This window comes from Pseudomonas sp. IT-232MI5 (assembly GCF_949767845.1).
In the GTDB taxonomy this organism is placed as follows: domain Bacteria; phylum Pseudomonadota; class Gammaproteobacteria; order Pseudomonadales; family Pseudomonadaceae; genus Aquipseudomonas.
In genome coordinates this window covers 95,954-122,009 of sequence record NZ_CATKQE010000059.1, presented here as the reverse complement: position 1 = coordinate 122,009, position 26,056 = coordinate 95,954, and the positions used below count along the sequence as shown (strand labels likewise).

At 58.0% G+C, this 26,056-nt stretch carries 18 protein-coding genes; 5 read left to right on the top strand and 13 right to left on the bottom strand.

The window, feature by feature from the left end; all coding sequences use genetic code 11:
• From xylB to ACM6JQ_RS25380, 11 genes are all read right to left on the bottom strand, one after another.
• Positions 1–1,497 (bottom strand): xylulokinase, encoded by a 1,497-nt coding sequence (gene xylB / locus ACM6JQ_RS25430; protein ID WP_414894869.1) that lies wholly within the window; start codon positions 1,495–1,497, stop codon positions 1–3.
• 294 nt (positions 1,498–1,791) lie between these two features.
• Entirely contained in the window at positions 1,792–3,264 is a 1,473-nt protein-coding gene (locus tag ACM6JQ_RS25425) for a mannitol dehydrogenase family protein (RefSeq protein WP_414894868.1), read from the bottom strand.
• 15 nt (positions 3,265–3,279) lie between these two features.
• A complete protein-coding gene (locus tag ACM6JQ_RS25420; protein ID WP_007949744.1) occupies positions 3,280–4,383 on the bottom strand; it encodes an ABC transporter ATP-binding protein in 1,104 nt (367 codons plus the stop codon).
• 135 nt (positions 4,384–4,518) lie between these two features.
• A complete protein-coding gene (locus tag ACM6JQ_RS25415; protein ID WP_007914972.1) occupies positions 4,519–5,349 on the bottom strand; it encodes a carbohydrate ABC transporter permease in 831 nt (276 codons plus the stop codon).
• A gap of 8 nt (positions 5,350–5,357) precedes the next feature.
• Positions 5,358–6,284: a carbohydrate ABC transporter permease gene (locus tag ACM6JQ_RS25410; protein ID WP_007914969.1), complete on the bottom strand. Its 927-nt coding sequence runs from the start codon at positions 6,282–6,284 to the stop codon at positions 5,358–5,360.
• A 173-nt stretch (positions 6,285–6,457) separates the two neighbouring features.
• Positions 6,458–7,768 (bottom strand): ABC transporter substrate-binding protein, encoded by a 1,311-nt coding sequence (locus ACM6JQ_RS25405; RefSeq protein ID WP_414894867.1) that lies wholly within the window; start codon positions 7,766–7,768, stop codon positions 6,458–6,460.
• Between the two features lie 342 nt (positions 7,769–8,110).
• On the bottom strand, positions 8,111–9,016 hold the full coding sequence (locus tag ACM6JQ_RS25400; RefSeq protein ID WP_007914965.1) for an AraC family transcriptional regulator: 906 nt from the start codon (positions 9,014–9,016) through the stop codon (positions 8,111–8,113).
• Between the two features lie 68 nt (positions 9,017–9,084).
• Positions 9,085–9,972 carry a hypothetical protein gene (locus tag ACM6JQ_RS25395; RefSeq protein ID WP_007914963.1) on the bottom strand — a complete coding sequence of 296 codons (888 nt, stop codon included), beginning with the start codon at positions 9,970–9,972 and terminating at the stop codon, positions 9,085–9,087.
• A gap of 119 nt (positions 9,973–10,091) precedes the next feature.
• A complete protein-coding gene (locus tag ACM6JQ_RS25390; protein ID WP_007914960.1) occupies positions 10,092–11,402 on the bottom strand; it encodes a glycosyltransferase in 1,311 nt (436 codons plus the stop codon).
• An 82-nt stretch (positions 11,403–11,484) separates the two neighbouring features.
• Positions 11,485–15,378 carry a hypothetical protein gene (locus tag ACM6JQ_RS25385; protein WP_414894866.1) on the bottom strand — a complete coding sequence of 1,298 codons (3,894 nt, stop codon included), beginning with the start codon at positions 15,376–15,378 and terminating at the stop codon, positions 11,485–11,487.
• A 178-nt stretch (positions 15,379–15,556) separates the two neighbouring features.
• On the bottom strand, positions 15,557–15,919 hold the full coding sequence (locus ACM6JQ_RS25380; RefSeq protein ID WP_007914955.1) for a response regulator: 363 nt from the start codon (positions 15,917–15,919) through the stop codon (positions 15,557–15,559).
• A 263-nt stretch (positions 15,920–16,182) separates the two neighbouring features.
• On the opposite strand from ACM6JQ_RS25380, the gene ACM6JQ_RS25375 reads away from it, so the two are divergent.
• The 5 genes from ACM6JQ_RS25375 to ACM6JQ_RS25355 are packed head-to-tail and all read left to right on the top strand — an operon-like array spanning position 16,183 to position 22,727.
• Entirely contained in the window at positions 16,183–19,674 is a 3,492-nt protein-coding gene (locus ACM6JQ_RS25375) for a response regulator (protein WP_414894865.1), read from the top strand.
• Complete coding sequence (locus tag ACM6JQ_RS25370; protein ID WP_007914952.1) at positions 19,674–20,507, top strand: CheR family methyltransferase; 834 nt, start codon at positions 19,674–19,676, stop codon at positions 20,505–20,507. The genes ACM6JQ_RS25375 and ACM6JQ_RS25370 overlap by 1 nt, the downstream gene beginning before the upstream one ends.
• The gene (locus ACM6JQ_RS25365; protein ID WP_007914949.1) at positions 20,504–21,097 is read left to right on the top strand and encodes a chemotaxis protein CheB; all 594 of its coding nucleotides are present in this window, start codon (positions 20,504–20,506) and stop codon (positions 21,095–21,097) included. Before ACM6JQ_RS25370 ends, ACM6JQ_RS25365 begins: the two co-directional genes overlap by 4 nt.
• Positions 21,091–22,305, top strand: a complete 1,215-nt coding sequence (locus tag ACM6JQ_RS25360; RefSeq protein ID WP_007914947.1) for a hybrid sensor histidine kinase/response regulator — start codon at positions 21,091–21,093, stop codon at positions 22,303–22,305. The genes ACM6JQ_RS25365 and ACM6JQ_RS25360 overlap by 7 nt, the downstream gene beginning before the upstream one ends.
• A 44-nt stretch (positions 22,306–22,349) precedes the next feature.
• Complete coding sequence (locus tag ACM6JQ_RS25355; RefSeq protein WP_007914945.1) at positions 22,350–22,727, top strand: response regulator; 378 nt, start codon at positions 22,350–22,352, stop codon at positions 22,725–22,727.
• Positions 22,728–22,829: 102 nt separating this feature from the next.
• Here the strand turns inward: ACM6JQ_RS25355 and ACM6JQ_RS25350 are convergent, their stop codons facing one another.
• Together ACM6JQ_RS25350 and ACM6JQ_RS25345 are read right to left on the bottom strand one after the other, a co-directional pair.
• Positions 22,830–24,500 carry an ATP-binding protein gene (locus ACM6JQ_RS25350; protein WP_414894864.1) on the bottom strand — a complete coding sequence of 557 codons (1,671 nt, stop codon included), beginning with the start codon at positions 24,498–24,500 and terminating at the stop codon, positions 22,830–22,832.
• Positions 24,497–25,999 (bottom strand): ATPase domain-containing protein, encoded by a 1,503-nt coding sequence (locus ACM6JQ_RS25345; protein WP_007914943.1) that lies wholly within the window; start codon positions 25,997–25,999, stop codon positions 24,497–24,499. The genes ACM6JQ_RS25350 and ACM6JQ_RS25345 overlap by 4 nt, the downstream gene beginning before the upstream one ends.
• Between the last annotated feature and the right edge of the window lie 57 nt (positions 26,000–26,056).

Below are 26,056 nucleotides of genomic sequence, written 5' to 3'. Positions count from 1 at the left end.
TTATAGGGTTGCGACATGCTGTTGATAGCGTTCATAGGCCTGCTGAAACGCCGCAACGTTGGCGGCAATCGGCAGGGTTTCGCTGCTTGAATCGAGTTTCACGCAGCGCTGGCACAGGTCGGCGAGGCTGTCTTCGTGGCCATTCGACCAGGATTTGCACCACGCCGCTTGAATCGCTGCGCCAAGTGCCGCGGCTTCGCTTTGTTCGGTGCAGATCACCGGGGTGTTCATGATGTCGGCAACGATCTGCCGCCAAACCGCGCTTTTCGAACCGCCGCCGATCAGGCAAATGCTGCGGCTTTGTAAACCATTGTGGCGGAGCAAATCCAGCCCGTAACGCAAACCGAAAGTGGTGCCTTCGACAGCGGCGCGGCACAGGTTGGCCTGGGTCAGGTTATCCAGCGTCAAGCCGTGCAGGCTGCCGGTGGCGTGGGGCAGGGCGGGAACGCGCTCGCCGTTGAGGAACGGCAGCAAGCTCACGCCGTCGGCGCCGATGGGGGCTTGCGCGACGAGGTCGTTGAACTGTGGCAGATCGAGGTTGAACAGCTCGCGAATCGCGCCAGTAGCATTGGTCAGGTTCATGGTGCAGATCAGCGGCAACCAACCGCCGCTGGACGAACAGAACGTCGCGACCGAAGCGTCCGGGCTGACTTTTGGTACTTCGGAATAGGCGTAAACCGTGCCGGAAGAGCCGAGGCTCATGGTGATCGCGCCGGGCTGGATATTGCCAGTGCCGATGGCGCCCATCATGTTGTCGCCGCCACCGCTGGAGACCAGCGCATTGGGGTTGATGCCGAGGTGTTCGGCAATCGCCGGGAGGATGGTGCCGACAGATTGATGCGCGTCTATCAGCTCAGGCAGTGCAGCTTGCAGGCGTCCGCTGGCGTCGATGTCGCGCAGCAGTTGCAAGTCCCATTGGCGGGTGCGCACGTTGAAATAGCCAGTGCCCGAGGCATCGCCGTATTCGCTGCAGGCGCGACCGGTCAGCCAGAAATTCAGGTAGTCGTGGGGCAGCAGAATACGCGCGATGCGTGAGAACACCACGGGGTGCTGTTCTTTGGTCCAGAGTAGCTTCGACACCGTGTAGCCTGGCGCGATAACCACACCGAGGCGTTCCAGTGAGCCTTTTTCACCGCCCAGATGAGTGAGCAGACGGTCGTTTTCGGCGCTGGTTTCGGTGTCGCACCAGAGCTTGGCGGGGCGCAGCACTTCACCTTGATCATCGAGCAGGACCAGACCGTGCTGCTGGCCGGAGACGCCGATGCCGAGGATCGACTGGCCATCGACATTCGCCGCCAACAATGCGCGGCGAGTGGCGAGGGCGAAGGCTTCGAGCCATTGCTGGGTGTCTTGTTCGCGGCGGCCGTTGGCGCCGCTGATCATTGTGTGGGCGGCGGCGCCCTGGCCGATGACTTGACCGCTGGCGGCGTCAAGGATGATGGCTTTGGTGCCTTGTGTGCCGCAGTCGATGCCTAGGAACAGTTGTTGTGTTGTCATGTGTGAACCACTCGGGTGTGGTGAAGATCAAGAGCTTACCCCCTCACCCCAACCCTCTCCCCCAAAGGGGCGAGGGGGGAAGGGAGCTGATCGGGGGGCTGTTCAAAACCTGAGTTCGACTCCGGTTCTCTCAAACCGGGGCTGTTCAAAACCTGAGTTCGACTGCGGTTCTCTCAATCAGGTGCTGTTCAATACCTGAGTTCGACTCCGGACGTTCAGGTCGATGTAACTTGCACAAACCACTCGGTCACCCTAACCCTCTCCCTCGGGGAGAGGGCTAGGGTGAGGGGCTTTTCAATCCAGAATCCGCTGCAAAGTCCGCGTCACACCCTCTTCGCGCAAGCTGTTGCAGCACCACTCGAACGCCGCGACAAACTCCGCCGAACGCGGTATCGCCGTGCCGAAAATCTCCTCGACCGCCAACAACCGCTGCGTAATTAAAGCATCGTCCGCCACCAACGCCTGACAAAACGCCGCGCGCGGATCCGGGATTGAATAGGTATCACCATTCTCATCCACACCCTTCAAATACAACGCCCACGCCGCCACCACCAACGCCGCACGCTTGGTCTCCTGCCCATCGGCAATCAACCGGTTGATGGTAGGAATGGTGAACTTGGGAAACTTCGACGAGCCGTCCGAACACACCCGCTCAAGCTGATCGGCAATCGCCTGATTGGAGAAGCGTGCCACCAGCGTATTTTTGTAATCCGTCAGATCAATACCTGGCACCGGCGCCAGTTGCGGGGTCACGTCCAGATCCATGTAGGCGCGCATGTAACGTACAAAAAGTGGATCGTTCATGGTCTCGTGCACAAACCGGTAACCCTTCAAAAAGCCCAGATACGTCAGCGCGAGGTGGCTGCCGTTGAGCAGTTTGATCTTCATCTCTTCATACGGCGAAACATCGTCGGTGAACTGCACGCCGACCTTCTCCCAGGCCGGGCGACCGTTGCCGAATTTGTCTTCCAGCACCCATTGAACAAACGGCTCGCAGACCACCGGCCAGGCATCGTCGACGTCGTGTTTGTCCGCCAGTTGCAGGCGATGCGCGGTGCTGGTCATTGGCGTGATGCGGTCGACCATGGCGTTGGGGAAACTGACGTTGGCGTCGATCCAGCTGCACAGATTGCTGTTACGCAGGGTGGCAAACGCCAGCAGCGCCTTGCGCGTCACGGCGCCGTTGTGCGGCAGGTTATCGCAGGACATCACGGTAAACGCCGGAATGCCCGCCGCCCGACGTTTTTCCAGGGCCGCACACAAGAAACCGAACACGGTTTTCGGGTCTTCTGGGTGGGCCAGATCATGCTGAATTTGCGGCAGGTGCGCCATGAACTCGCCGTTGCTGTCGTCGATGCAGTAACCGCCCTCGGTGATGGTCAGCGAGACGATGCGAATTTGTGGGTCGGCGAGTTTGTCGATCAACGCCTGAGCGCCGTCCTCGGCCAGTAGCATGTCGCGAATCGCGCCGATCACGCGCACTTCGGTGTCGTCGCTGTCACCGAGTTCGAACAGGGTGAACAGGTAATCCTGCTCCTTGAGGTCATCGCGAGCACGGCGGTCTTCGGCGCGCAGGCCGACGCCACAAATGGCCCAGTCGAGGGCTTCGCCGGTGTTCATCAAGGCATCGGTGTAAAACGCCTGATGCGCGCGGTGAAAGCCGCCGACGCCAATGTGGGCGATGCCTTGGCGCGTGTCGCTAAGGTTGTAGGCCGGCAGTTGCACTTCGGCGGCCAGACGATGGAGGTTCTGTTGGTTGAGTTTCATCGGGAGTTCTCGAAATCAGGCCGCAGCGCGCAGCGGACGGGTCAACGCGATACCTTCGGCATCGAATAAATGGCAGTGCGCCGGGTCGAGGTGCAGGCTCAGTTGTTCGCCGTAACGGCTGGCCAGATCACCGCGCACGCGCATGGTCAGGGCTTCGCCGGCGTTGGTGGTGACGTGGCAGAAAGTGTCGCTGCCCAGACGTTCGCTGACGTCGGCGGTGACTTGCAGGCTGCAATCACCGGGTTGCGCCAGTTCCAGATGTTCCGGGCGAATGCCGAGGGTCACGGCGCTGCCGACACTGAGGTTGGCAGCATTGAAGGGCAGGGTGATGCGCGTGCCGGCGTCCAGCGAGACTTCGCAGCTCTGGCCGTCGACGCGGGCGATCTTGCCTTTGAGGAAGCCCATTTTCGGCGTGCCGAGGAAACCGGCAACGAAGAGATTTGCCGGGTTGTGATACAGGTCCAGCGGCGAGCCGACCTGTTCGATCTTGCCGCCATTGAGCACCACGACTTTGTCGGCCATTGTCATCGCTTCGACCTGATCGTGGGTCACGTAGATCATCGTCGCTTGCAGGTCTTTGTGCAGGCGCAGCAGTTCCAGACGCATCTGCACGCGCAGCGCGGCGTCGAGGTTGGACAGCGGTTCATCGAACAGGAAGATTTTCGGATTGCGCACAATGGCGCGGCCGATCGCAACACGCTGGCGCTGGCCGCCGGAGAGCTGTTTCGGCTTGCGCTCAAGCATCGGCCCGAGTTCGAGAATGCGCGCCGCTTCGCCGACCTTCTTCTCGACTTCGGCTTTCGGTACGCCGGCCAGATCGAGGGCGAAGGACATGTTCTTTTTCACGGTCATGTGCGGGTACAGCGCGTAGGTCTGGAACACCATCGCCAGATCGCGCTTGGCCGGGCTGACTTCGGTGATGTCGCGGCCATCGAGTTCGATGGTGCCGTCGCTGACTTCTTCCAGACCCGCGATCAGCCGCAGCAGGGTGGATTTGCCGCAGCCCGACGGGCCGACGAAGACCACGAATTCCTTGTCGTTCACTTCCAGGTCAATGCCTTTGATGATGGAGAAACCTTCGAAGCCTTTTTGCAGATTCTTGATTTTCAGGTTGGCCATGAGGATGGGCCTCCACATTGTTGTTTTTTTAAGATCAAAAGATCGCAGCCTGTGGCAGCTCCTACAGGAGATTTATGCCGATACGACATTCCATGTAGGAGCTGCCGAAGGCTGCGATCTTTTGCTTTTCAATCTTCATTTCACGGCGCCGAACGAGAGGCCGCGCACCAGTTGTTTCTGGCTGATCCAGCCGAAGATCAGAATCGGCGCACACGCCAGGGTCGACACCGCCGACAACTTGGCCCAGAACAAGCCTTCCGGGCTCGAATACGAGGCGATCAACGCGGTCAGTGGCGCGGCTTTCGACGAGGTCAGGTTCAGCGACCAGAACGCCTCGTTCCAGCACAGAATCAGCGACAGCAGCACGGTCGAGGCAAGGCCGCCCTTGGCAATCGGCAACAGCACGCGGACCATTTCCTGCCACAGCGTGGCGCCGTCGAGACGGGCGGCTTCGAGGATGTCTTTGGGGATGTCCTTGAAGTAGGTGTAAACCATCCAGACCACGATCGGCAGGTTGATCAGCGTGTAGATCACGATCAGCGCGATGCGCGTATCGAGCAGGCCGAAACTCTTCGCCAGCAGGTAGATCGGCATCAGCACGCCCACCGGCGGCAGCATTTTGGTCGAGAGCATCCACAGCAACGTGCCTTTGGTGCGCTGGGTTTCGTAGAAGGCCATCGAGTACGCTGCCGGCACCGCGATCAACAGGCACAGGGCCGTGGCACTGAAGGAAATCACCACCGAGTTCCAGGCGAAACTGAAGTAATCGCTGCGCTCATTGATGTGCAGGTAGTTCTCCAGCGTCGGCGTGAAGATGAACTGCGGCGGCGTGGCGAACGCGTCGATTTCGGTTTTGAAACTGGTCATCAGCATCCAGAAGATCGGGAAGAAAATCACGATCGCGATGGCCCAGGCCAGGGTGCCGAGCAGCAGGCTTTGCAGCCGGCGGGATTGTTGAAGAGTCATGGCAGGCCTCAGGCTTTGTCAGTCAGGTTTTTGCCGATCATCCGCACCAGAATGATCGCGGCGATGTTGGCGATGACCACGGCAATCAAGCCGCCCGCCGAGGCCATGCCGACGTCGAACTGCACCAGCGCCTGGTTGTAGATCAGGTAGGCGAGGTTGGTCGAGGCGTAGCCGGGGCCACCGTTGGTGGTGGTGAAAATCTCGGCGAACACCGACAGCAGGAAGATCGTTTCGATCATCACCACCACGGCAATCGGCCGTGCCAGATGCGGCAGGGTCAGGTGCCAGAAGATTGCGATCGGCCCGGCGCCGTCGAGACGCGCGGCCTCTTTCTGTTCCTGGTCGAGGGACTGCATGGCGGTCATTAGGATCAGGATCGCGAAGGGCAGCCATTGCCACGAAACAATGATGATGATCGACAGCAGCGGGTAGTGGGCGAGCCAGTCCACCGGTTGCGCGCCGAACAACTTCCAGAGGTAAGCGAGGATCCCCGAGACCGGATGGAAAATCAGGTTCTTCCAGATCAGCGCACCGACCGTGGGCATGATGAAGAACGGCGAGATCAGCATGACCCGCACGATGCCGCGACCGAGGAACTCACTCGCTTCAAGCAACGCACTGATGAGTACGCCGAGCACCACGCTGATCAACAACACGCTGCCGACCAGCAGCAAGGTGTTGGTCGCACCGGGCATGAAACCCGAATCCGTCAGGAAGTATGTGAAGTTCTCCAACCCGACGAACTGGTTTTCACCGGGGTAGAGCAGGTTGTAGCGGATCATCGAGAAGTAGATGGTCATGCCCAGCGGCACGATCATCCACAGCAGCAACAGGGCCACCGAAGGGCTGACCAGAAACCAGCCGGGATTGCGTACGCGGACTTTGCGCGCAGGCTGCGACAGGTCGATGTGGGCTTTGGCAGTTGAAGTATTCATGGTGATCACAACCAATTGGGTGCAGAAACATGTTCAGGAAAGACAACATTCCTGACATCGGCGCGGACCCTGTGGGAGCTGGCTTGCCAGCGATAGCAATAGGTCAGCCGACAGCAATGTCGAATGTGCCGGCCTCATCGCTGGCAAGCCAGCTCCCACAGGTTTAGAGGCGGTTACTTGGGATAACCGGCGCGCTTCATCTCGCGTTCAGTGGTTTGCTGCGCGGCAGTCAGGGCTTGATCCACCGTGGTCTGGCCGATCAGCGCCGCCGAGAACAGCTTGCCGACCTGGGTGCCCACCGCCTGGAACTCAGGAATGGTCACCAGTTGAATACCGATGTACGGCACCGGTTTCAGCGTCGGTTTGCCCGGGTCAGCCGCTTTCAACGATTCCAGCGTGACCTTGGCGAACGGTGCGGCGCTCATATAGGCGTCGCTGTAGGTCGAAGCGCGGGTGCCGGGCGGTACGTTGGCGATGCCGTCAGTCTTGGCCACCAGTTCGCCGTACTCTTTTGACGTCGCCCAAGCGCTGAATTCTTTGGCGGCGTCTTTGGCTTTGGAACTGGTCGGGATTGCCAGCGCCCATGAATACAACCAGGCCGAGCCTTTGTCGGTCACTTGATGCGGGGCGAAAGTGAAGCCGACGTGATCAGCAACCTTGCTCTGGGTCTTGTCGGTGACGAACGAGCCGGCGACGCTGGCATCGACCCAGATCGCGCATTTGCCGCTGTTGAACAGCGCGAGGTTTTCGTTGAAACCGTTGCTGGAGGCACCCGGCGGGCCGGATTTCTTCATGGTGTCGACGTAGAAATTCAGCGCGTTTTTCCACTCAGGGCCGCTGAATTCAGGCTTCCACTGCTCATCGAACCAGCGCGCGCCGTAGGCGTTGGCAACCGTCGTGATCAGCGCCATGTTCTCGCCCCAACCGGCCTTGCCGCGCAGGCAGATGCCGTACTGCTCTTTGTCTTTGTGGGTGAGTTTTTCGGCGAAACCGGCGATCTGCTCCCAGGTCGGACGCTCGGGCATGGTCAGGCCGGCATCCTTGAACAGGTCGGTGCGGTAATAGGTGATCGAGCTTTCCGCGTAGAACGGCAGGGCGTACAGCGAACCCTTGACTGACAAGCCTTCACGCACCGATGGGAACACATCGTCGAGGGCGTAACTGGCCGGCAGATCCTTCATCGGTTCCAGCCAGCCTTTGGCGCCCCACAGTGCGGCTTCGTACATGCCGATGGTCAACACGTCGAACTGGCCGCCCTGGGTGGCGATGTCGGTGGTCAGGCGTTGGCGCAGGACGTTTTCTTCGAGCACGACCCAATTGAGCTTGATGTCCGGATGCTCGGTCTCGAAGGTTTTCGAGAGTTTTTGCATGCGGATCATGTCGCTGTTGTTGACGGTGGCGATGGTCAGGGTCTGGGCGCCAAGGCTGACGCTGCTGAGGGTCATGCAGGTGAGGGCAAGCAGAGCTTTTGCAGTCGGTTGCATCGTGCACTCCTTTTCTGCACCCGTAGGGTTACAGAAGGACAGTTATTGTTTTTGTGTCTTCCTGTGCAGGAAGAATGTGCGCTGATTACAGCCTTCAATCGCAGGGCTGACAAATCATCCCTAACACTTTGATCGATACTTTTTTGCACTGGGCTTTTGTGGGGCGAATGCAGGGAAGGGCTTTTCAGCGCAGAGGTGCTGTCGGATGCGTACAGGTTTCCGGAGTGGCATCGCAACTTGTAGGAGTGAGCCCGCTCGCGATAGCGGAGTGTCAGCCAACATATCTGCACGCTGTCACACCGCTATCGCGAGCAGGCTCACTCCTACAGGGGAGTTGCGTTGTCAGAGATGGTTTTGTTCAGTCAGGCGCTGCACCGCAAGCCGCCGATAGTGCGACGGCGTCATGCCCTTGAGCTGCTGAAAGCGCCGATTGAAGTTGGAAATGTTGTTGAACCCCGATTCGAAACACACCTCGGTCACCGGTTTGTCGCCATCGGCCAGCAGCTCGCAGGACTTGCTGATACGCAAGCGATTGACGAACTCGATGAAATTGCGCCCGGTGGCCTGTTTGAACACTCGGCTGAAATAGGTCGGCGTCATGCCCAGATGCGCGGCGACTTCCTCCAGCGAGATATCGCGGGCGTAGTGGCTGAAAATATAGTCGACGGCCCGGTTGGTACGATCGATATTGTGCTCATCGGCCAGTTGCGGGGTGGTGGCGCCGGACAACAGCTGGAAATCATCGCTGGCCGCGAGCAATTCCATCAGGATAAAGAAGTGCCCGAGGCGGGTGATGCCCTTGCTGTCGGCGATGCGCTGCATCAGCGTCATGGCCTGGCGGATGGTACGTTTGCAGCGAAACTCGATGCCGTACTGCGCACGTTCCAGCAGGGGCGCCAGGGTCTTCAGTTCGGCAAACACCTGGTGGCCACTCTCGAACAACTCGTCGGTGAAGTTGACCAGCATGTCGCGCTTTTCAACGACCTCGTCCTCGGCCACCTGGCTGATCCAGTTGTGCGGCAAATTGGGGCCAGTGAGGAACAGGGTTTCGGGATAGAAGTTGCCAATGTAGTCACCGATAAACACCTTGCCCGAGCTGGCGACAATCAGGTGCAGTTCATATTCCTTGTGGAAATGCCAGCGCACCAGCGGGCACGGAAAACCGTGCTGGCGGTAGATGATGGACAACCCGTTGTGGTCATCCATCAACTCGTATGAAGGGTCGGTCACGCGGGCGGTTCGGGTCATGGCGAGCTACTTTTTTTGTTATCGCCTGCCGATCATGCCTCGTTTCTCGGGACTTGCGCCAGCTTCACTCAAGCGGTCTGCTCGCGGACGCTGCCTCTGGACTTCTCGATGGCTTTTTCCAGATTGGCCATCTGGCAAAAACGTACAATGTTCGAGTTTTTAATAAAGTCGAAATTGATGATGTTGCACTTTTTGGCCCAATCCGATCTGGCTGGGTCAAACCAGTGGTCGAGATCATCCAGAATTCGCTGAGGGCCGCCAATCGAAAAACTGGTTGCTGACAGCGACCACGGGCGAAGTGTGCTGTTGGCAGTGCTCAATACTTCTTTGATGTAACCCTGCAGATCGAGAGAACTGACAAGCTGCTTTCCGATCCACTTGTGCTGGATTCTTCCATAGATACGGTAGTCCTCGGTTTCCCAGGTCATGGGGGCTGCCACCATGATGCGCTGCAATGGGCTGATCGCTTTGAGCTGGCCAAGCGTCAGGTGCAGATTCCGGGTCGGGATCATTCGGTCGCCCAAGTGTTGCAGTATCAACGCTTGAAACTCCGAATGATCGAATGCGTCCTTGCCACTACCCAATTCATGAAAGTCCAGAATGATGAATTCATTGATGTTCCTTTCATAAAAAGCTTTGACGTCGCGTACAAGATCTTCAAGCGTACGGGAAGAAAGGTAGCCGTTGTGGTGGAAGCGGAACTTTGCCAGTCCTTGCGCTTTGTTATCGTAAGTCAGGCGGGCGTCGAGTGCTCGAACACCGCGATTCAATTGTGAATAAAAGGAGACATCCTGGCAGGCGAGCCAGTTTTTACCGGGTATCAGTGCATAACCCGCTTCCCAGTCGCAGCCAGCGTTATGGGCACCCGGCAAACTAAGTTCGAAAAGCGACAAGTTGTCGATTTGCGGCGAATCCGCCATCCATTGATAAGGTTGGAAATTATCAAGATTGTTCATGTTGTACATCCTGCAATTGAAAACGAAAGTTGTCGGAATTGCGCGCGCAGGATGTTTATAACGGGTGCCGGGTGTTCGGCCAAGTTTGCTTTTAATGCAAGTCGTGTAAAAGGCGTTACTTATATGTCCGGTGTTTGTTGTGTGTGTCGGTTTTTCGCTTCGATCCATTGCGCCATGTACTGGGTGCTTTTGTGCGAGTGATGACGGAGCATGCTGCCAATGAAGTTGTTGGATCTGAGGTGTTCTAAGTTCCGTTGGCAATAACGCAGTTTTTCAATCAATGCCGGACCATGTACTGGTTGTGGGTAGCGTTCATTCAACAGCGTGTATCCCGCCAGACGAGCGTCCTGCCAGCGCGACTCGTCGTTGTAAAGCGCCACGGCACTGTTGGCGAACTCCACTGCGCTGCTGGTGACTGCACCGGGCCACGCGTGATCGCCCTGCATGGCCTCGGCGCCAATCGGCGTGGTGACACTGGGTGTACCGCAAAGCATGGCGTCGACCAGTTTGCCCTTGATACCGGCACCAAATCGCAAGGGCGCCAGGCAGACTCGCGCGGCAGACATGACCTGCAATGCATCTTCGGCCCAGTTCATGATGTGGAAACCTTCGCGGGCGTTATGCAGCGCTGTGGCTTTCGGCGGCGTATACGCGCCGTAAATGTGCAATTGTGCCTGGGGCAACTGTTGGCGAATCAGCGGCCAGATCGTGGTTTTCATCCACAGCACGGCATCCCAGTTGGGTGCGTGGCGGAAGTTGCCGATACTCAGAAAGTGCGCCCGATCCGCAAATGTTGCAGGTTCGACCGCAGGCGGGTCGATCATCAGCGGGCACCAGTGCAGCAATTGTCGGGGCAAGCCGAACTGCTCGATCAACAATTCGATCTCCACTTCGGAGATCATCAGGTTCAGATCGCAACGATACAGCGCGGCGATTTCACGCTTGGCCAGATCGGTTTCGGCCATCAGTTCGAACTCGTCGCGCAGGGCCGGGGCAAAGACATCACTGAAATCATTCTGGTCAGGATTGACCTTCAGGCGAGACTTGAGTCGCTGATGACGCGCATGCCGCAGACTTTGCAGGTCGGAAGTTTCCAGCACGCGCAGCGCCTGAGGGCAGTGTTTTTCAACTCGCCAGCCGAACTGCTCTTCCATCATGAATTGGTCGAACAAGACGATGTCCGGCGCCAGTCCGCTGATGAATTGATCGAAGCTGCTGTTGTTGAGTTCGATCGGCACCTCACGAATGCCGAGTGCGGCAAGATCCGCCTTGTGCTCGCCGGGACCGGCCGGGCTGCTGAAGGTAATGTCCCAGCCTTGTTGCAGGAAGGTTTCGAGGATCTGCATCACATGACCACTGGCCGCGGAAGAGCGCGGCTCGGGCCAGACGTAGCCGATGACCAGGACTTTGGTGTTATCGGGTTGGGTCATGGGGGCAGATCCTTTAAAGCAGGTGAGAAAAAAGGGCGCAATTAAACCACAGCCATAAAGCTTGGATGCGCCCTGTTTCTCTTCACATCGGTTTGGCGAGATTAAGCAACAGCGGCCCCTGGATAAAAGCACCGGGAGCCGTGTTCTTCAAAGCGTTTTCCATGGCCGAGAGGTTGAGTTGAAACGCCGCGGGCGCGGTCACTTGCTGGTCCAGGAGCGAGACAGACAGTGCATAGGATTCCGCATTCAACAATGCGGGATGGTCTTGGACCACTTTTGGCAGCCCGTCCTTGATTCGCTTGAACTCGATGTATTCCTCACGCTTGGCAAAGCGGAAATGAGGATTGCTCAGATTATCCGGATGGGCCCTGTGCGCGTCCCTGGCAAATTCAAGCAGCCCGACGGCATCGAACTCGGCGGGAGTAACCCCGGCAAGCACTTCGCCGTAGTAAAGGTCGAGCGTTCCCGGAGCGCCGTGCGACATTTCATGGACGATGACATCGCCAATGCTGCCATCGTCATACCTGGACACTTGATAGAACTCATCCAGATTGTCCGGGTAGATCGCGAGAAACTGACCTGCGTTTTTATCGACTTTCACGCCAGCGTCCACGCCGGCTTTCCAGTGTTTGTAGGTATCGACACGCAGTGCCGCGAGGATGTCCGGCTCATGCGGGCGGAATACCATATTGGTGAGATCAACGGAGTCGAGATCCTTGCGCATGGCGCGCAAATTGTGGGTGATGTATTCAATTGCTTCGTTAGAGTCAGTGCCAAAGACATGCTTGAGCAGCGAGCGAACATGGTGATCGTCCTCGTGTATGTTGCTGAGCATGCCGATCGTGTTGTCGAGTTTGCTTTTCGCGTGGGGAATGGCTTTGGTCAGATATCCCTGCGTGTAACTGAAGGGCCTGGCGCGAGCGAACAATCGTTTCAACGGCGAGAAATTCCCCAGATTGAGGAACTTCAGGCGCGGCCCCCAGGCACCGCCGACTTTGAGGTTGAGTGCGTGCCAGCGCTTGTTGCGTTGCAGCACGGCAATATCGACGGCCTGGCTCACACCGTCCGCCCCGCGCCAGGTCGCCTGGCGCATATCGGTCAGCCGTTCGAACTTGATCAACTCAGGGGCATTTGCACCGCGCACGAGTTTGCGCAACTGGGCATTGGCGGTTCGCGCCGTACTCAGTGCGTTTTCGCCGACGAAGACGATGCCACGGCCCGCGAGCCGCAGACCTTTGCGTGCCAGTGTCGGCAAGCCATCCAGCGGATTGATCAACGACAGCGCTACACGAGCCACGGCCCTGGAGATTTTCAATACCTTGAGTGTGGTTGACCCGGTCTTGGCGGCGATACTTGCCGCGCTTGCCCCCAGACCAATCAACAAACCGATGACCGACAGGCCATCCAGCACACAGCCACCGATGCCCTCGGAAACCCGATCAGTACGCCCCGAACGGATATCTTCAATACATTGTTTGAACGGCACGATCACGTTGATCGCCAAGCGTTCAACGGTTTCTATGGTTGTGCGCCATTCCTCCAACTCCGTCTGCACATTCAGTGAGGTGTACAGCTCGGCACGGCTGGCCACAGGATGGTGGGTCAGGATGCATTCGGCGATGTCATCGACCTCGCGGGAAAAGAACAGGGAAACCGGTCGATTGTCCGTGGCGGCCAGATTCAGGTGCCAGAGCTTTTCCACCACTACGCGAGACGTCACGCCACCTCGGGGCTCGCTGCCCTCGCTGTAAGCCGCGAAATCGAGAGGCCATTCCACGGCTTTGTTCTTTGCCTGGAAGTCGTACCGGCTGCCGGTGAAGGAGAGTGTCGGGCGAGCATCGATGATCTGCGTGCTTTGCAATAACACCAGTAATTCGGGGCGTTCGCGACACAGACCGCGCAAGCTGAATAACTCATAAGTACGCAATGCATCGTCATTGTTACAGCACAGAATAAGGCCGTAGCGACCTTTCGCTTCGTCACGAGCGAATTGGGTTTCTTCCTGTGGATTGAGTGGATTGACTTCCTTTCTGACGGTGTAAAGCGTCATGTAGCCGTTGGTGAGCGCCTGTCTATCGCGCTCGGGCATGTTCGAAATCGCCATTTTCATGATCGAAGACATTCCCTCGCGCACGTCTTTGTAATAGCAATCGAAGGCTTGATCGAACAGTACGCCAGGCAATTCGAGTTCAGACAATCGGGCAAACGCGTCAGCGGGTGGCTTGAAATCGCTTTGTTGCTGAAATCGGTCTGTCAACTTGCCATTTTCGATCAGGTCGCCGGACAGGTAGAGATCCACTATCGAGAAGCGCAGGCGCAGCAGTTTGTTTATCGCGTATTCGCTGTTGCCGGTTGTGCTAAGCAGCGCATCATAGAACTCGCTGAGAATGCCGGCCGGGTGCGCCGCCTTGAGTCCCTCGAGCCAGCTGCGGTCTTTGAAGCTGCTCAGGTATTTGATGGAGAACCCTTTCTTTTCGAGGTAACTGCCTTCGGGCATCACCTTCTTTAATGCCTCAAGGGCGATTGTTCTGCGCTCGGGGGGCGTTCGCGACAGACCCGTCTCCGATTGGCTGAGGGCCTCCATGTAGCGCTCGAAGTGCGCGGTAGCCTTGACCAGCGTGGGCTTGTCGTAATCTTTTTGGGCTCGGTAGTCGATCACGCCATTGAGTACTGCCCAATTGATCGTCGGGGTGAATCCAGCTACCTGGTGCAGTTCGATTTGTTCGGGGGACAGCGGAGCCAGTTCTGCAAACGCCTTGATTTGGCTATATGTCATCATTCGGGAGGACCCCGGCGAGGCGTGCTCGATCAACGCCACCGCTTGAGCGATGACGACCCAGCCAGGTTTTTCCAGGGTCAGATCAGGCGGTATATCGGCGATCAGAAATTCAGCGGCGGAGCCGGCCAGTAACAGGTGTGCCGCCAGCAGGGCGTAGTCTGGTTCAATCAAGCCTTCGCTAACGAGATGCTGCTCGAGGCTTTCACGCACTTGTGCAGCATGGCGGGTTGCATTGGCCGGTTGATACAGGTCGTAACCGGCGAGGATGGGCGAGTTGGTCCGCGCCTCCAGATCGATGACCAGCGCGGCCTGCAGGATTTCGCGAAGCTGATTGGCGCGCACGTGCTGATCGTCCGTTTCCAGATGCCAGTCGAGGCACTCATGGAGCTTTCGGCCCAGGTCACTGGCAAAGTTCTGCTTCAAACAGTCGGTAATAATGTCGTCCACGTGCTTGCGTTTAGTGGCGATGGGAATCTGCTTGAAATCGGCGAGGGACAGTTTTTTCAGAAGAGTGCTCTTGCCTTCAGTCGCTTCCTGAATGACTTGTGTGATGATTTCGCGTTTGGCGCGCGATAAATGAAACGGTGAATCCGCTTCACTGTTCAGTAACTCGTGGTAATCGCCGGAGTCGGGAGGGGCGGGAAGTTCAAAAATCAAATAGGCGATCAATTGTTTGATGTCGCCAATGGTCTGCGGCAGATTCAAACCTTCAAAGGCAAGCCATTGCTCAATGCCAATGTCGTAACCGGAATAAACATAGCCACCGGTTATTTCCGCAAACTCGGCCAGCATCAGCGTCTCTGCGCTTCCGCCGATGGGTAGCTCATGTTTGGCGTGTTCAAATATTCCAAAGATACTGCCTTCGCCGTCGACACCGATTCTAGCGTTCGCCGGAAAACCATGAATTTCGCAAAGATGCGAGAACTGCTCGGTTTCAATCATTTTCTGCAAGGCATGACGTGCTGGCTCATAGGCTTCATCGAACGTGCTGCCGGCAACGTAGGGGAAAAACAGGTTCTGCAGGCTAAGCCTGGTTGTCTCGGGTAAAGACGCGCTCGCGCTGTACTGCTCAAATGTCAAAGTGGGATGCGAACGTAGAAGGGCAGCATTCAGCGCTTGGGTGATGTTGGCTCTTTCCTGTTTGTCGAAAAGAGAACGATCGACGTATGAAGTTTTATTGATTACTGCGGGGCGCATGTCTTATATCCTGAGTCGGGTAAGCTTCAAGTGTCTTTGTTAGCGGCGCTGATTTGTCAGGCGCCACAGATCAAAGAGTTGACTCAGGATAGAACTGCGGTGATCAGTAATTACAGGTTTAGTGCGTTGCGAATTATGCGTGGATATAACAAGTTGCTTCGGCTGCTATTTCCTGTTGTTAATTGTTCAATATGGCTTTTACCTTGTCACGCAACTGATCAATTGAAAACGGTTTGCCGATTACATGCATGCCTGCGGGTACATCAATGGATTCGGCATAACCGCTGGCAAACATAATCGGCAGGGCGGGGCGCAGTTTGCGTGCTTCGGTCGCCAGTTCGCGGCCATCCATGCCCGGCAGGCCGACGTCGGTCATCATCAGATCAATGTGCAGACTTGAGTCTTCAAGCTTTTCCAGTGCCTGTTCGCTGCCGTCTGCTTCAAGCACCGTGAACTCCAGCTCCTCCAGCACATCGACGATCAGCATGCGCACGATGTCGTCGTCTTCTACGACAAGGATGGTGGAGGCGGGGGTAGACATAATAAGGCTCTCGAAAGTCAGTTCAGGGTCGCCGGTCGATCAAAAGTGCCGGGCTTCTTCATCAGTAAGTGGCGCAGTGCCACAAGTTCCCCGCCCGACGCAAAAAAAGCATAGCCGCAGATGGGGGCGCAAGGATAACTGTTCAGGGGCATGAACATGCTGGTGAGCGTAGGAATTTGCTGCGAAAGGTGTGAGAAAAATGGATCCATGCCGCCGTTTTGGGGCAAACTGCCTGTTTTTCAACAGTTCGACAAGGCTGCCCCATGTCCTCTCCGTCTACGGTTGATGAGCAACGGTTTCGTAAACTCCTGAGTCGCAACATCAGTCTGCCCTTGGGCGTCGGTGTGCTCAGTGCCGTGTTCTTCGTGTCGCTGATTACTTATCTGCTGTCGGTGATCCAGTGGGTGGAGCACACCGACCGGGTGATCAATAACGCCAACGAAGCGGTGAAGCTCACCGTGGACCTGGAAACCGGCATGCGCGGTTTCTTGCTTAGCGGCGACGAGCATTTCCTTGACCCTTACGAAACTGCCAAACCGCGTATCGCGGTGGCGCTCAGTACTTTGCTCGATCTGACCGCCGATAACCCGGTGCAGACCGATCGCTTGCGTCGTTTGCAGGCCTTGCAGATCGAGTGGGCCAATTACGCACAATCGATGATCGATCTGCAGCGCTCCAGCGGCGATTACCGGGGCGCGGTCAAGGCTGGACGTGGCAAACGCTTGACGGACGAAATCCGCAAGCAATTTGAAGACGTCATCGAAACCGAACAGGTTCTGCGCACGACGCGCAATGAAGACGTGCGCCGCACCACGATCTGGAGCATCAGCCTCTACCTGATTTTCATTGCCGGTATCAGCGGCTTGCTGGCCTATATCGGCCGTCGCGATCTGGTCAATCTGTCGACCAACTACAGCGCCAACCTTGCCGCACAGCAAGCCAGTGCCGAACGTCTGGAGCAGCAGGCGTGGTTGCGCAATGGTCAGACCGAGCTGGCCGAGCAGGTGCTGGGGCAACTGACGCTGAACTTGCTGGGGCGCAATATTCTGCAGTTCTGCGCGCAATACCTGGGCACCGCCGTGGCCGCGCTGTACGTGCGTGAAGAACATGGCGGCCTCAAGCGGGTGGCCACTTACGGCTTCTCTCGCGAGCAGGAAGAACAAGATCAGTCGATTTACAGCGGTGAAGGCATTGTCGGCCAGGTGGCGCAACAGGCGCGGCTGATCCGTCTGGATTCGGTGCCGTCGGACTACTTCAAAGTCAGTTCTGGGCTGGGCGAGGGCTTGCCGCACAGTGTGCTGGTAGTGCCGACCAGCGATGACGACCGGGTCAATGGCGTGATCGAACTGGGTTTCCTGCGGCCGCTCACGGATCGCGATATCGAATTGCTGGAACTGATTGCCGGCAATATCGGCACCTCCATCGAAGCTGCGCGCTACCGTCAGCGCTTGCAGGAAGTGCTGGCCGAAACCCAGCAGCTCAACGAAGAGTTGCAGGTGCAGCAGGAAGAGCTGAAAACCGCCAACGAAGAACTGGAAGAGCAGTCGCGGATTCTCAAGGAATCCCAGGCGCATCTGGAAACCCAGCAGGTCGAACTGGAGCAGACCAACGAGCAACTCGCCGAGCAGGCGCAGACCCTGGCCGAACAGCGCGACGCCATGGACCTGAAGAACACCGAACTCAACCAGGCCCAGGTACAACTCGAAGAACGCGCCGAAGAGTTGCAGCGTTCGAGCAAGTACAAGTCCGAATTCCTCGCCAACATGTCCCACGAACTGCGCACACCGCTGAACAGTTCGCTGATTCTGGCCAAGCTGCTGGCGGAGAACCCGCAAGACAACCTCAGCGCCGAACAGGTCAAGTTTGCCGAATCGATCTACTCCGCCGGCAACGATCTGCTCAACCTGATCAACGATATTCTGGACATCTCCAAGGTCGAGGCGGGCAAGCTCGAAGTGATTCCGGAGAACACCAGCGTGGCGCGTCTGGCCGATGGTCTGCGCAGCGTGTTCGAGCCTCTGGCGGCAGACAAGCAGCTGACCTTCAGTGTCGATTTGCAACCTGGCGCGCCGGGCATGCTCTACACCGACCGTCAGCGTCTGGAGCAGGTGATCAAGAACCTGCTGTCCAACGCCGTGAAGTTCACCGAGAAGGGCGCAGTCAGCCTGACCATTGCCGGCCAGCCGGATGATCGCGTCGCGTTCATCGTGCGCGATTCGGGTATTGGCATTGCTGCCGATCAGCAGGAAAGCATTTTCGAAGCCTTCCGCCAGGCCGACGGCACCACTAACCGCAAGTACGGCGGCACCGGTCTGGGCCTGTCGATTTCGCGGGATCTGGCGACCTTGCTCGGCGGTTCGATCAGCGTCAGCAGTACACCGGGGCAGGGCAGTGTGTTCACGCTGGTGTTGCCGCAGCAGTTCGACGAGACCAATGAAGTGCCGTTCGCTCCGTTGACCTTTACCCCGCCAGCGACGGTGGCCAGCGTGCCACTGGCGCCGGTTGTTTCGCCGTTGACGCCGGTGCACATTCCGCGCTTCGCCGATGACCGTAACAAAGCGCCATTCGCCACGCGCTGCATTCTGGTGGTGGAAGACGAGCCGAACTTTGCGCATATCCTCTACGATCTGGCGCATGAGCTTGGCTATCAGTGCCTGGTGGCTCACGGCGCGGACGAGGGCTACGACCTGGCCAAAGAATTCGTCCCGGATGCCATCCTGCTCGACATGCGTCTGCCGGATCACTCCGGCCTCACCGTGCTGCAGCGTCTGAAAGAACACGCCGGAACCCGGCACATCCCGGTGCATGTGATTTCCGTCGAGGACCGCGTCGAAGCGGCGATGCACATGGGTGCGATCGGTTACGCGGTCAAACCGACCACCCGCGAAGAGCTCAAGGACGTGTTCGCCCGTCTCGAGGCCAAGCTGACCCAGAAGGTCAAACGCGTGCTGTTGGTCGAGGACGACGACTTGCAGCGCGAGAGCATTGCCCGACTGATCGGCGACGAAGACATCGAAATCACCGCCGTCGGCCTCGCGCAGGACGCGCTGGAGCTGCTGCGCACGACGATCTACGACTGCATGGTCATCGACCTGAAATTGCCGGACATGCTCGGCAATGACCTGCTCAAGCGCATGTCCACCGAGGACATCTGCTCGTTCCCGCCGGTCATCGTCTATACCGGACGCAACCTGACTCGCGATGAAGAGGCCGAACTGCGCAAGTACTCGCGCTCGATCATCATCAAGGGCGCACGCTCGCCAGAGCGTTTGCTGGATGAGGTCACACTCTTTCTGCACAAAGTCGAATCGCAGTTGTCCCATGAACGGCAGAAGATGCTCAAGACCGCGCGCAGCCGCGACAAGGTCTTCGAGGGTCGCAAGGTGCTGCTGGTGGACGACGATGTTCGCAACATTTTCGCCCTCACCAGTGCCCTGGAGACCAAAGGCGCAGTCGTGGTGATCGGCCGTAACGGTCGTGAGGCGATTGAAAGACTCAATGAAGTCGAGGACATCGATCTGGTGTTGATGGACGTGATGATGCCGGAAATGGATGGTTTCGAAGCCACCATTGAAATCCGCAAGGATCCGCGCTGGCGCAAGCTGCCGATCATCGCGGTGACGGCCAAGGCCATGAAAGACGATCAGGAGCGCTGCCTGCAGGCGGGCGCCAATGATTACCTGGCCAAGCCTATCGACCTGGATCGCTTGTTCTCGCTGATTCGCGTGTGGTTACCGAAGATGGAACGCATTTAGTGGAACGTAGTACGCCAGCTGAACGAAACAGTGAAATCGAACTGCGCTTGTTGATTGAGGCGATTTACCTCAAGTACAGCTACGATTTTCGCGATTACTCCGGCGCTTCAATCAAGCGCCGGGTGCAGCACGCGCTGAGCCAGTTCGAATGCGCGACCATTTCGGCGCTGCAGGAAAAAGTCCTGCACGATCCGACGGCGTTCATGCAGTTGCTGCAATTGCTGACGATTCCGGTCAGCGAGATGTTCCGCGATCCGTCGCACTTCCTCGCCATTCGCAGGGAAGTGGTGCCGTTGCTGCGCACCTATCCGTCGATCAAGATCTGGATTGCCGGGTGCAGCACGGGCGAGGAGGTCTATTCGATGGCGATTTTGTTGCGCGAAGAAGGCCTGCTCGATCGCACGATCATCTATGCCACCGATATCAACCCGCGCTCGCTGGACAAGGCCAAGCAGGGGATTTTCTCCATGGAGAATGTTCGTGCGTATACGGCCAACTATCAGCAGGCCGGTGGTCAGCGTTCGTTTGCCGACTACTACACGGCAGCGTACGGTTATGCGATTTTCGACAAGAGCCTGTGCGAGAACGTGACCTTCGCCGACCATAGTCTGGCGACGGACAGTGTGTTCTCCGAAACCCAATTGATTTCCTGTCGCAACGTACTGATTTACTTCAACAAGAAACTTCAGGACCGTGCCTTCGGTCTGTTTCATGAATCGCTGTGCCACCGCGGATTTCTGGTGCTGGGCAGCAAGGAAACGCTGGATTTCTCCGGTTACGCGAACCAGTTCGAACCGCTGGTCAAACAAGAACGGATCTACCGCAAAACATGAACGAGGCCGTGGATTTACCTCGCGTCGAGGCGATTGTGGTCGGGGCTTCCGCCGGCGGCGTCGAGGCGCTGCTGAGCCTGCTCGGACCGCTGCGCCGAGGCTATAGGTTGCCGATCGTTGTGGTCCTGCATCTGCCCGAAGAACGCCGTAGTCAATTGGCCGAAGTCTTCGCCCGCCGCGTGGACATGCCGGTGCACGAGGCTGCTGACAAGCAGGATATCGTTGCCGGCAATGTGTATTTCGCCACGCCGGGTTATCACCTGTCGGTGGAGCAGGATCGCAGCCTCTCGCTGAGCCTTGAGGAGCGCGTGCATTATTCCCGGCCATCGATCGACTATCTGTTTGAATCGGCGGCTGACGCCTACGGAGAGTCGCTGGCCGCCGTACTGCTCACCGGCGCCAATCACGATGGCGCGCGCGGGCTGGCGCAAGTCAAACGCCGCGGTGGCCTGACCATCGTTCAAGACCCCGAAGACGCGCAAGTCGCCACCATGCCCTTGGCTGCACTGAAGATTCAGCAGCCGGACCATGTCCTACCCATTCACGGCATCGGCCGTCTGCTTGTCGAGCTGGAACGAATCGCATGCTGAGTAATATCCAAGCCAAACTGCTGATCGTCGACGATCTGCCGGAGAACCTGCTGGCGCTCGAAGCGCTGATCAAGCGTGAAGACCGTACTGTCTACAAAGCCTTGTCGGCCGATGAAGCGCTGTCGCTGCTGCTGCAACACGAGTTCGCCATGGCCATCCTCGATGTGCAGATGCCGGGCATGAACGGCTTCGAGCTTGCCGAGTTGATGCGCGGCACCGAGAAAACCAAGAACATCCCGATCATTTTTGTCAGCGCTGCCGGCCGTGAACTCAATTACGCGTTCAAGGGCTACGAGAGCGGGGCAGTGGACTTTCTGCACAAGCCGCTGGATATCCACGCGGTGAAGAGCAAGGTCAACGTCTTCGTCGATCTGTACCGTCAGAGCAAGGCGATGAAGCAACAGCTCGAAGCGCTGGAGCAGGCCCGTCGCGAGCAGGAAGCACTGTTGCAACAACTGCAAAGCACCCAGCTGGAACTGGAGCAGGCGGTGCGCATGCGCGATGACTTCATGTCCATCGTCGCCCATGAAGTGCGCACGCCGCTTAATGGCCTGATCCTTGAAACCCAGCTGCGCAAGATGCACCTGGCCCGCGACAACGCTGCGGCGTTCACCCTCGACAAGATGCACGCCATGGTCGACCGCGATGAACGCCAGATCAAAAGCCTGATTCGCCTGATCGAAGACATGCTCGACGTGTCACGCATTCGCACCGGCAAATTGTCGATCCGACCGAGCCGTTTCGATCTGGTGCAACTGGTGAGCAACCTGCTGCAAAACTTCGCGGCACAGATCGAAGCTGCTGAAACCGAAGTGTCGTTCACCGCGCCTGTACCGGTGGAAGGCCATTGGGACGAGTTCCGCATCGAGCAGGTGGTGACCAATCTGCTGACCAACGCCCTGCGTTACGGTGGCCGCAGCCCGATTCAGGTGCGGGTTTACCGTGAAGGTGATGAGGCGCGGGTCGAGGTGCAGGACCGTGGCATCGGCATCAGCCAAGAGAATCAGAAACGTATTTTCCAACAGTTCGAACGGGTTTCCGCCAAGACGGTAGTGGCCGGGCTCGGGCTGGGTCTGTTCATTTCCGAGCAGATCGTCGCCGCCCATGGCGGCTCCATCGTCGTCGAGAGTGAAATCAACGAAGGCGCCCTGTTTCGCGTTTGTCTGCCAATTCAGGAAAACGGCACATCCGACGCAACCTCTGATTGACCGTACGGTCGTATCAGCAGCTATTGACTGAACAAAGGCTTCCCATGAGCGTAGATGCACAAGATGTAGTACTCGTCGTCGAGGACGAACCGGTTATCTTGATGGTCCTGACGGATTACTTGTCAGGGCAGGGGTATCGCGTGTTGCAGGCGGAAAACGGCGAGCAGGCGTTCGAGATTCTTGCGCGCAAGCCACATCTGGACATGTTGATCACCGATTTCCGTTTGCCGGGCGGGATCTCCGGCGTGCAGATCGCTGAACCGGCCGTCAAATTGCGCCCGGACCTGAAGGTGATTTTCATCAGCGGCTATCCGCAGGAAATCCGCGAAACCGGCAGCCCGATCACACGCAAGGCGCCGATCCTGGAAAAACCATTCGACCTGGATGTGTTGCAGGAAAAGATTCAGGAATTGCTCGCGTAAAGCCCTGTAGGAGCTGCCGAAGGCTGCGATCTTTTGATGTTGATGATCAAGAACAAGATCAAAAGATCGCAGCCTTCGGCAGCTCCTACAGTTTCAGCGGTTTCAGCTTTCGATCATCTCCCGCACTTTGGCGGTCAACAGGTCGAAAGTGAACGGTTTGGTGATCATCTGCATCCCCGAATCGAGGAACCCGCCACGCACTGCGGCGTGCTCGGCGTATCCGGTGATAAACAGAACCTTCAGCCCCGGACGATATTGGCGGCCGACTTCCGCCAGTTGCCGGCCGTTCATGCCCGGCAGGCCGACATCGCTGATCAGCAGATCGATACGCTGCGTCGAATTCAGAATCGGCACGGCGCTGTCAGCATCCCAGGCTTCGACAAAGGCATAGCCCAACTCACCGAGCACCGCGCAGACCAGCACGCGCACTGCCGGGTCGTCCTCGACGATCAGCACGGTTTCGCCGTCCAGCGCATCCGGGGCTTGTTGAATAGCCGAGTCTGGACTGGACAGTTCTTCACCGCGAAAGCGCGGCAGATAAAGTTTTACCGTGGTGCCTTCATCGATCTCGCTGTGAATCGAGACATGGCCACGGGACTGCTTGCTGAACCCATAGATCATCGACAGGCCCAGCCCGGTGCCCTGACCAATCGGTTTGGTGGTGAAAAAAGGATCGAACGCCCGGTTAATGACACTTTGCGGCATGCCGCTGCCGTTGTCGGTGACACTGAGCATCACGTAATCACCGGGTTCGAGATTGCTGTAGGCCTCGGTGAATTCGCGCTTGAGTACCTGATTACTGGTCTCGACCACCAGTTTGCCGCCGTCGGGCATGGCGTCGCGGGCATTAATGACCAGGTTGAGCAGGGCACTTTCCAGTTGATTGGGGTCGGCCTCTGCGACCCACAACTTGTCGTTGAGGCGCATGTCCAGTTGAATGCTTTCGTTGAGGCTGCGTTGCAGCAGTTCACCCATGGACAGCACCAGGGTGTTCATCTGCACAGCTTTTGAATCGAGTGATTGCCGACGCGAAAATGCCAGCAGGCGGTGGGTCAGACTGGCGGCACGGTTGGCCGACGTCACGCCCAGATCGATCAGGCTGTCGAGGTCGTCCAGACGTCCACGGGCCAGGCGCCGACGTAACAACTCAAGGCTGCCGATGATGCCAGTCAGCATGTTGTTGAAGTCGTGGGCGATACCGCCAGTGAGTTGGCCGACCGCTTCCATTTTCTGCGATTGGCGCAGGGCTTCTTCATTGTGCCGCAGTTGTGCGGTGCGCTCTTCGACCTGTTGTTCAAGGGTTTCCAGGGTCGATTGCAGACGTCGTTCGCTTTCACTGAGGTCAACCAGCCGGTCGCGGGCCTCGTACTGTCGTCGTCGGCCGCGCAATGCGGCGGACACCATACTGACCAGTGTCGCGGGATGGAACGGTCGCTCAAGGAACGTCACGTTGCCCAACAGATCGCTCAACCGCGAGGAGGGGCCTTGTTCCTGGCCGCCGTGATGGGTCAACAGCACAATGGGCAGATCCGACCACGCCGGCTGCTGCTCCAGGTGCAGGAACAGCGCTTCCAGTTCCGGTCCGCGCAAGGCTTCGGCGGCGACCAGCACCAGACCGGCACCCTGTTCAAGCTCCGTGCACAGCGAATCCAGACCTGGCGTGACGAGTCCGCTGTAGCCGGCCTCGTTGAGGATCATCAGCGCAATCTGGCTGTCGCGACCCACCGGCGCCAGAATCAGCGCCCGTTCGGCCGGCGGCACCTGAACCGTCACAAGTGTTCTTCCTGCAACAGCGGATTACTCGCGCCGAGGTAGGTGGGGACGCCTCGCAGCACGCCTTGAAAGGCTTCCAGCGGTTCACCGATGGTCATGCCTTGCGTGGAAATGCGGTATTCACGAATGGTCGATTCGTGGCTGCCGGTGCGTTTCTTGATGATCGAGATCGCGCGGCGGACTTTGCCTAGTGCTTCGAAGTAGCGCAACAGAATCACCGTGTCAGCCAGATAAGTAATGTCGACCGGCGCTTGCATGTCGCCGACCAGACCATGCTGGGCGACCGTCATGAACGTCGCCGCGCCTTTGCGGTTCAGGTACAGCAACAACTCGTGCATGTGCAGCACCAGCGCGTTTTCTTCCGGCATTGCCGCCTGATAGCCGTTGATGCTGTCGATGACCACGGTTTTGATTTGACCTTCATCGACGCAGCGTCGCACGCGATGGGAGAACTCACCTGGCGACAGTTCAGCGGCGTCGACTTGCTCGATCAACAGATTGCCGGTGGCCTGCAAGGCTTTCAGGTCGATGCCGATGTTTTTCATCCGCTCAAACAGCAGGCCGAGTTCTTCATCGAAGATAAACAGCGCGGCTTTTTCCCCGCGTAGTACGGCAGCGGCAGCGAAGATCATCGAGATCAGCGATTTACCGGTACCGGCAGGGCCGAGAATCAGCGTACTGGAGCCGGTCTCGATGCCGCCGCCGAGGAGCGCGTCCATTTCCGGGATGCCGCTCGAGAGTTGCAATCGCGCGTACTCGCCGCGATGTTCGGCCGCCACCAGTCGTGGGAATACATGCACGCCGTCGCCCATGATGGTGAAGTCATGGAAACCACCGCGATACTTCTGGCCGCGGTACTTGACCACCCGCACGCGTCGGCGCTCGGCGCCGTAGTTAGGTGTCAGCTCTTCGAGGCGAATGACCCCGTGAGCAACGCTGTGCACAGTCTTGTCGAGCGACTCGGTGGTCAGGTCGTCAAGCAGCAATACGGTGGCGTTATAGCGCACGAAGTAATGCTTGATCGCCAGAATCTGTCGGCGATAACGCAAAGAACTCTGCGCCAGCAAACGGATCTCCGACAGGCTGTCGAGCACCACGCGCGTCGGCTTGAAGCGTTCGACTGCTTCGAAAATCTGCTTGGTGGCTTCGCCCAGTTCCAGGTCGGAGGAATACAACAGGCTCTGCTGATGCTCGGCATTGAGCAGGCTTTCCGGGGGCGTCAGCTCGAAGATCTTGATGTTGTCATCCAGCGTCCAGCCGTGGGACGACGCCCCTTGCCTTAGTTCGCGCTCGGTTTCCGAGAGCGTGATGTACAACGAGCGTTCGCCGGCTTTCGCGCCGGCCAGGAGAAAATGCAAAGCGACCGTGGTTTTGCCGGTACCGGGTTCACCCTCCAGCAAGAAAACATGACCGCGAGACAAACCACCGGCCAGGATGTCGTCCAGACCCACAATGCCGGTAGCGGCTTTCGCACTGATCAACTCGTTAGAAGTAGACAAAAAATGCCCTCTCATGACTAAGGGAAGCGAGGCCGCCAACAGAATCGCGCGGCCTGA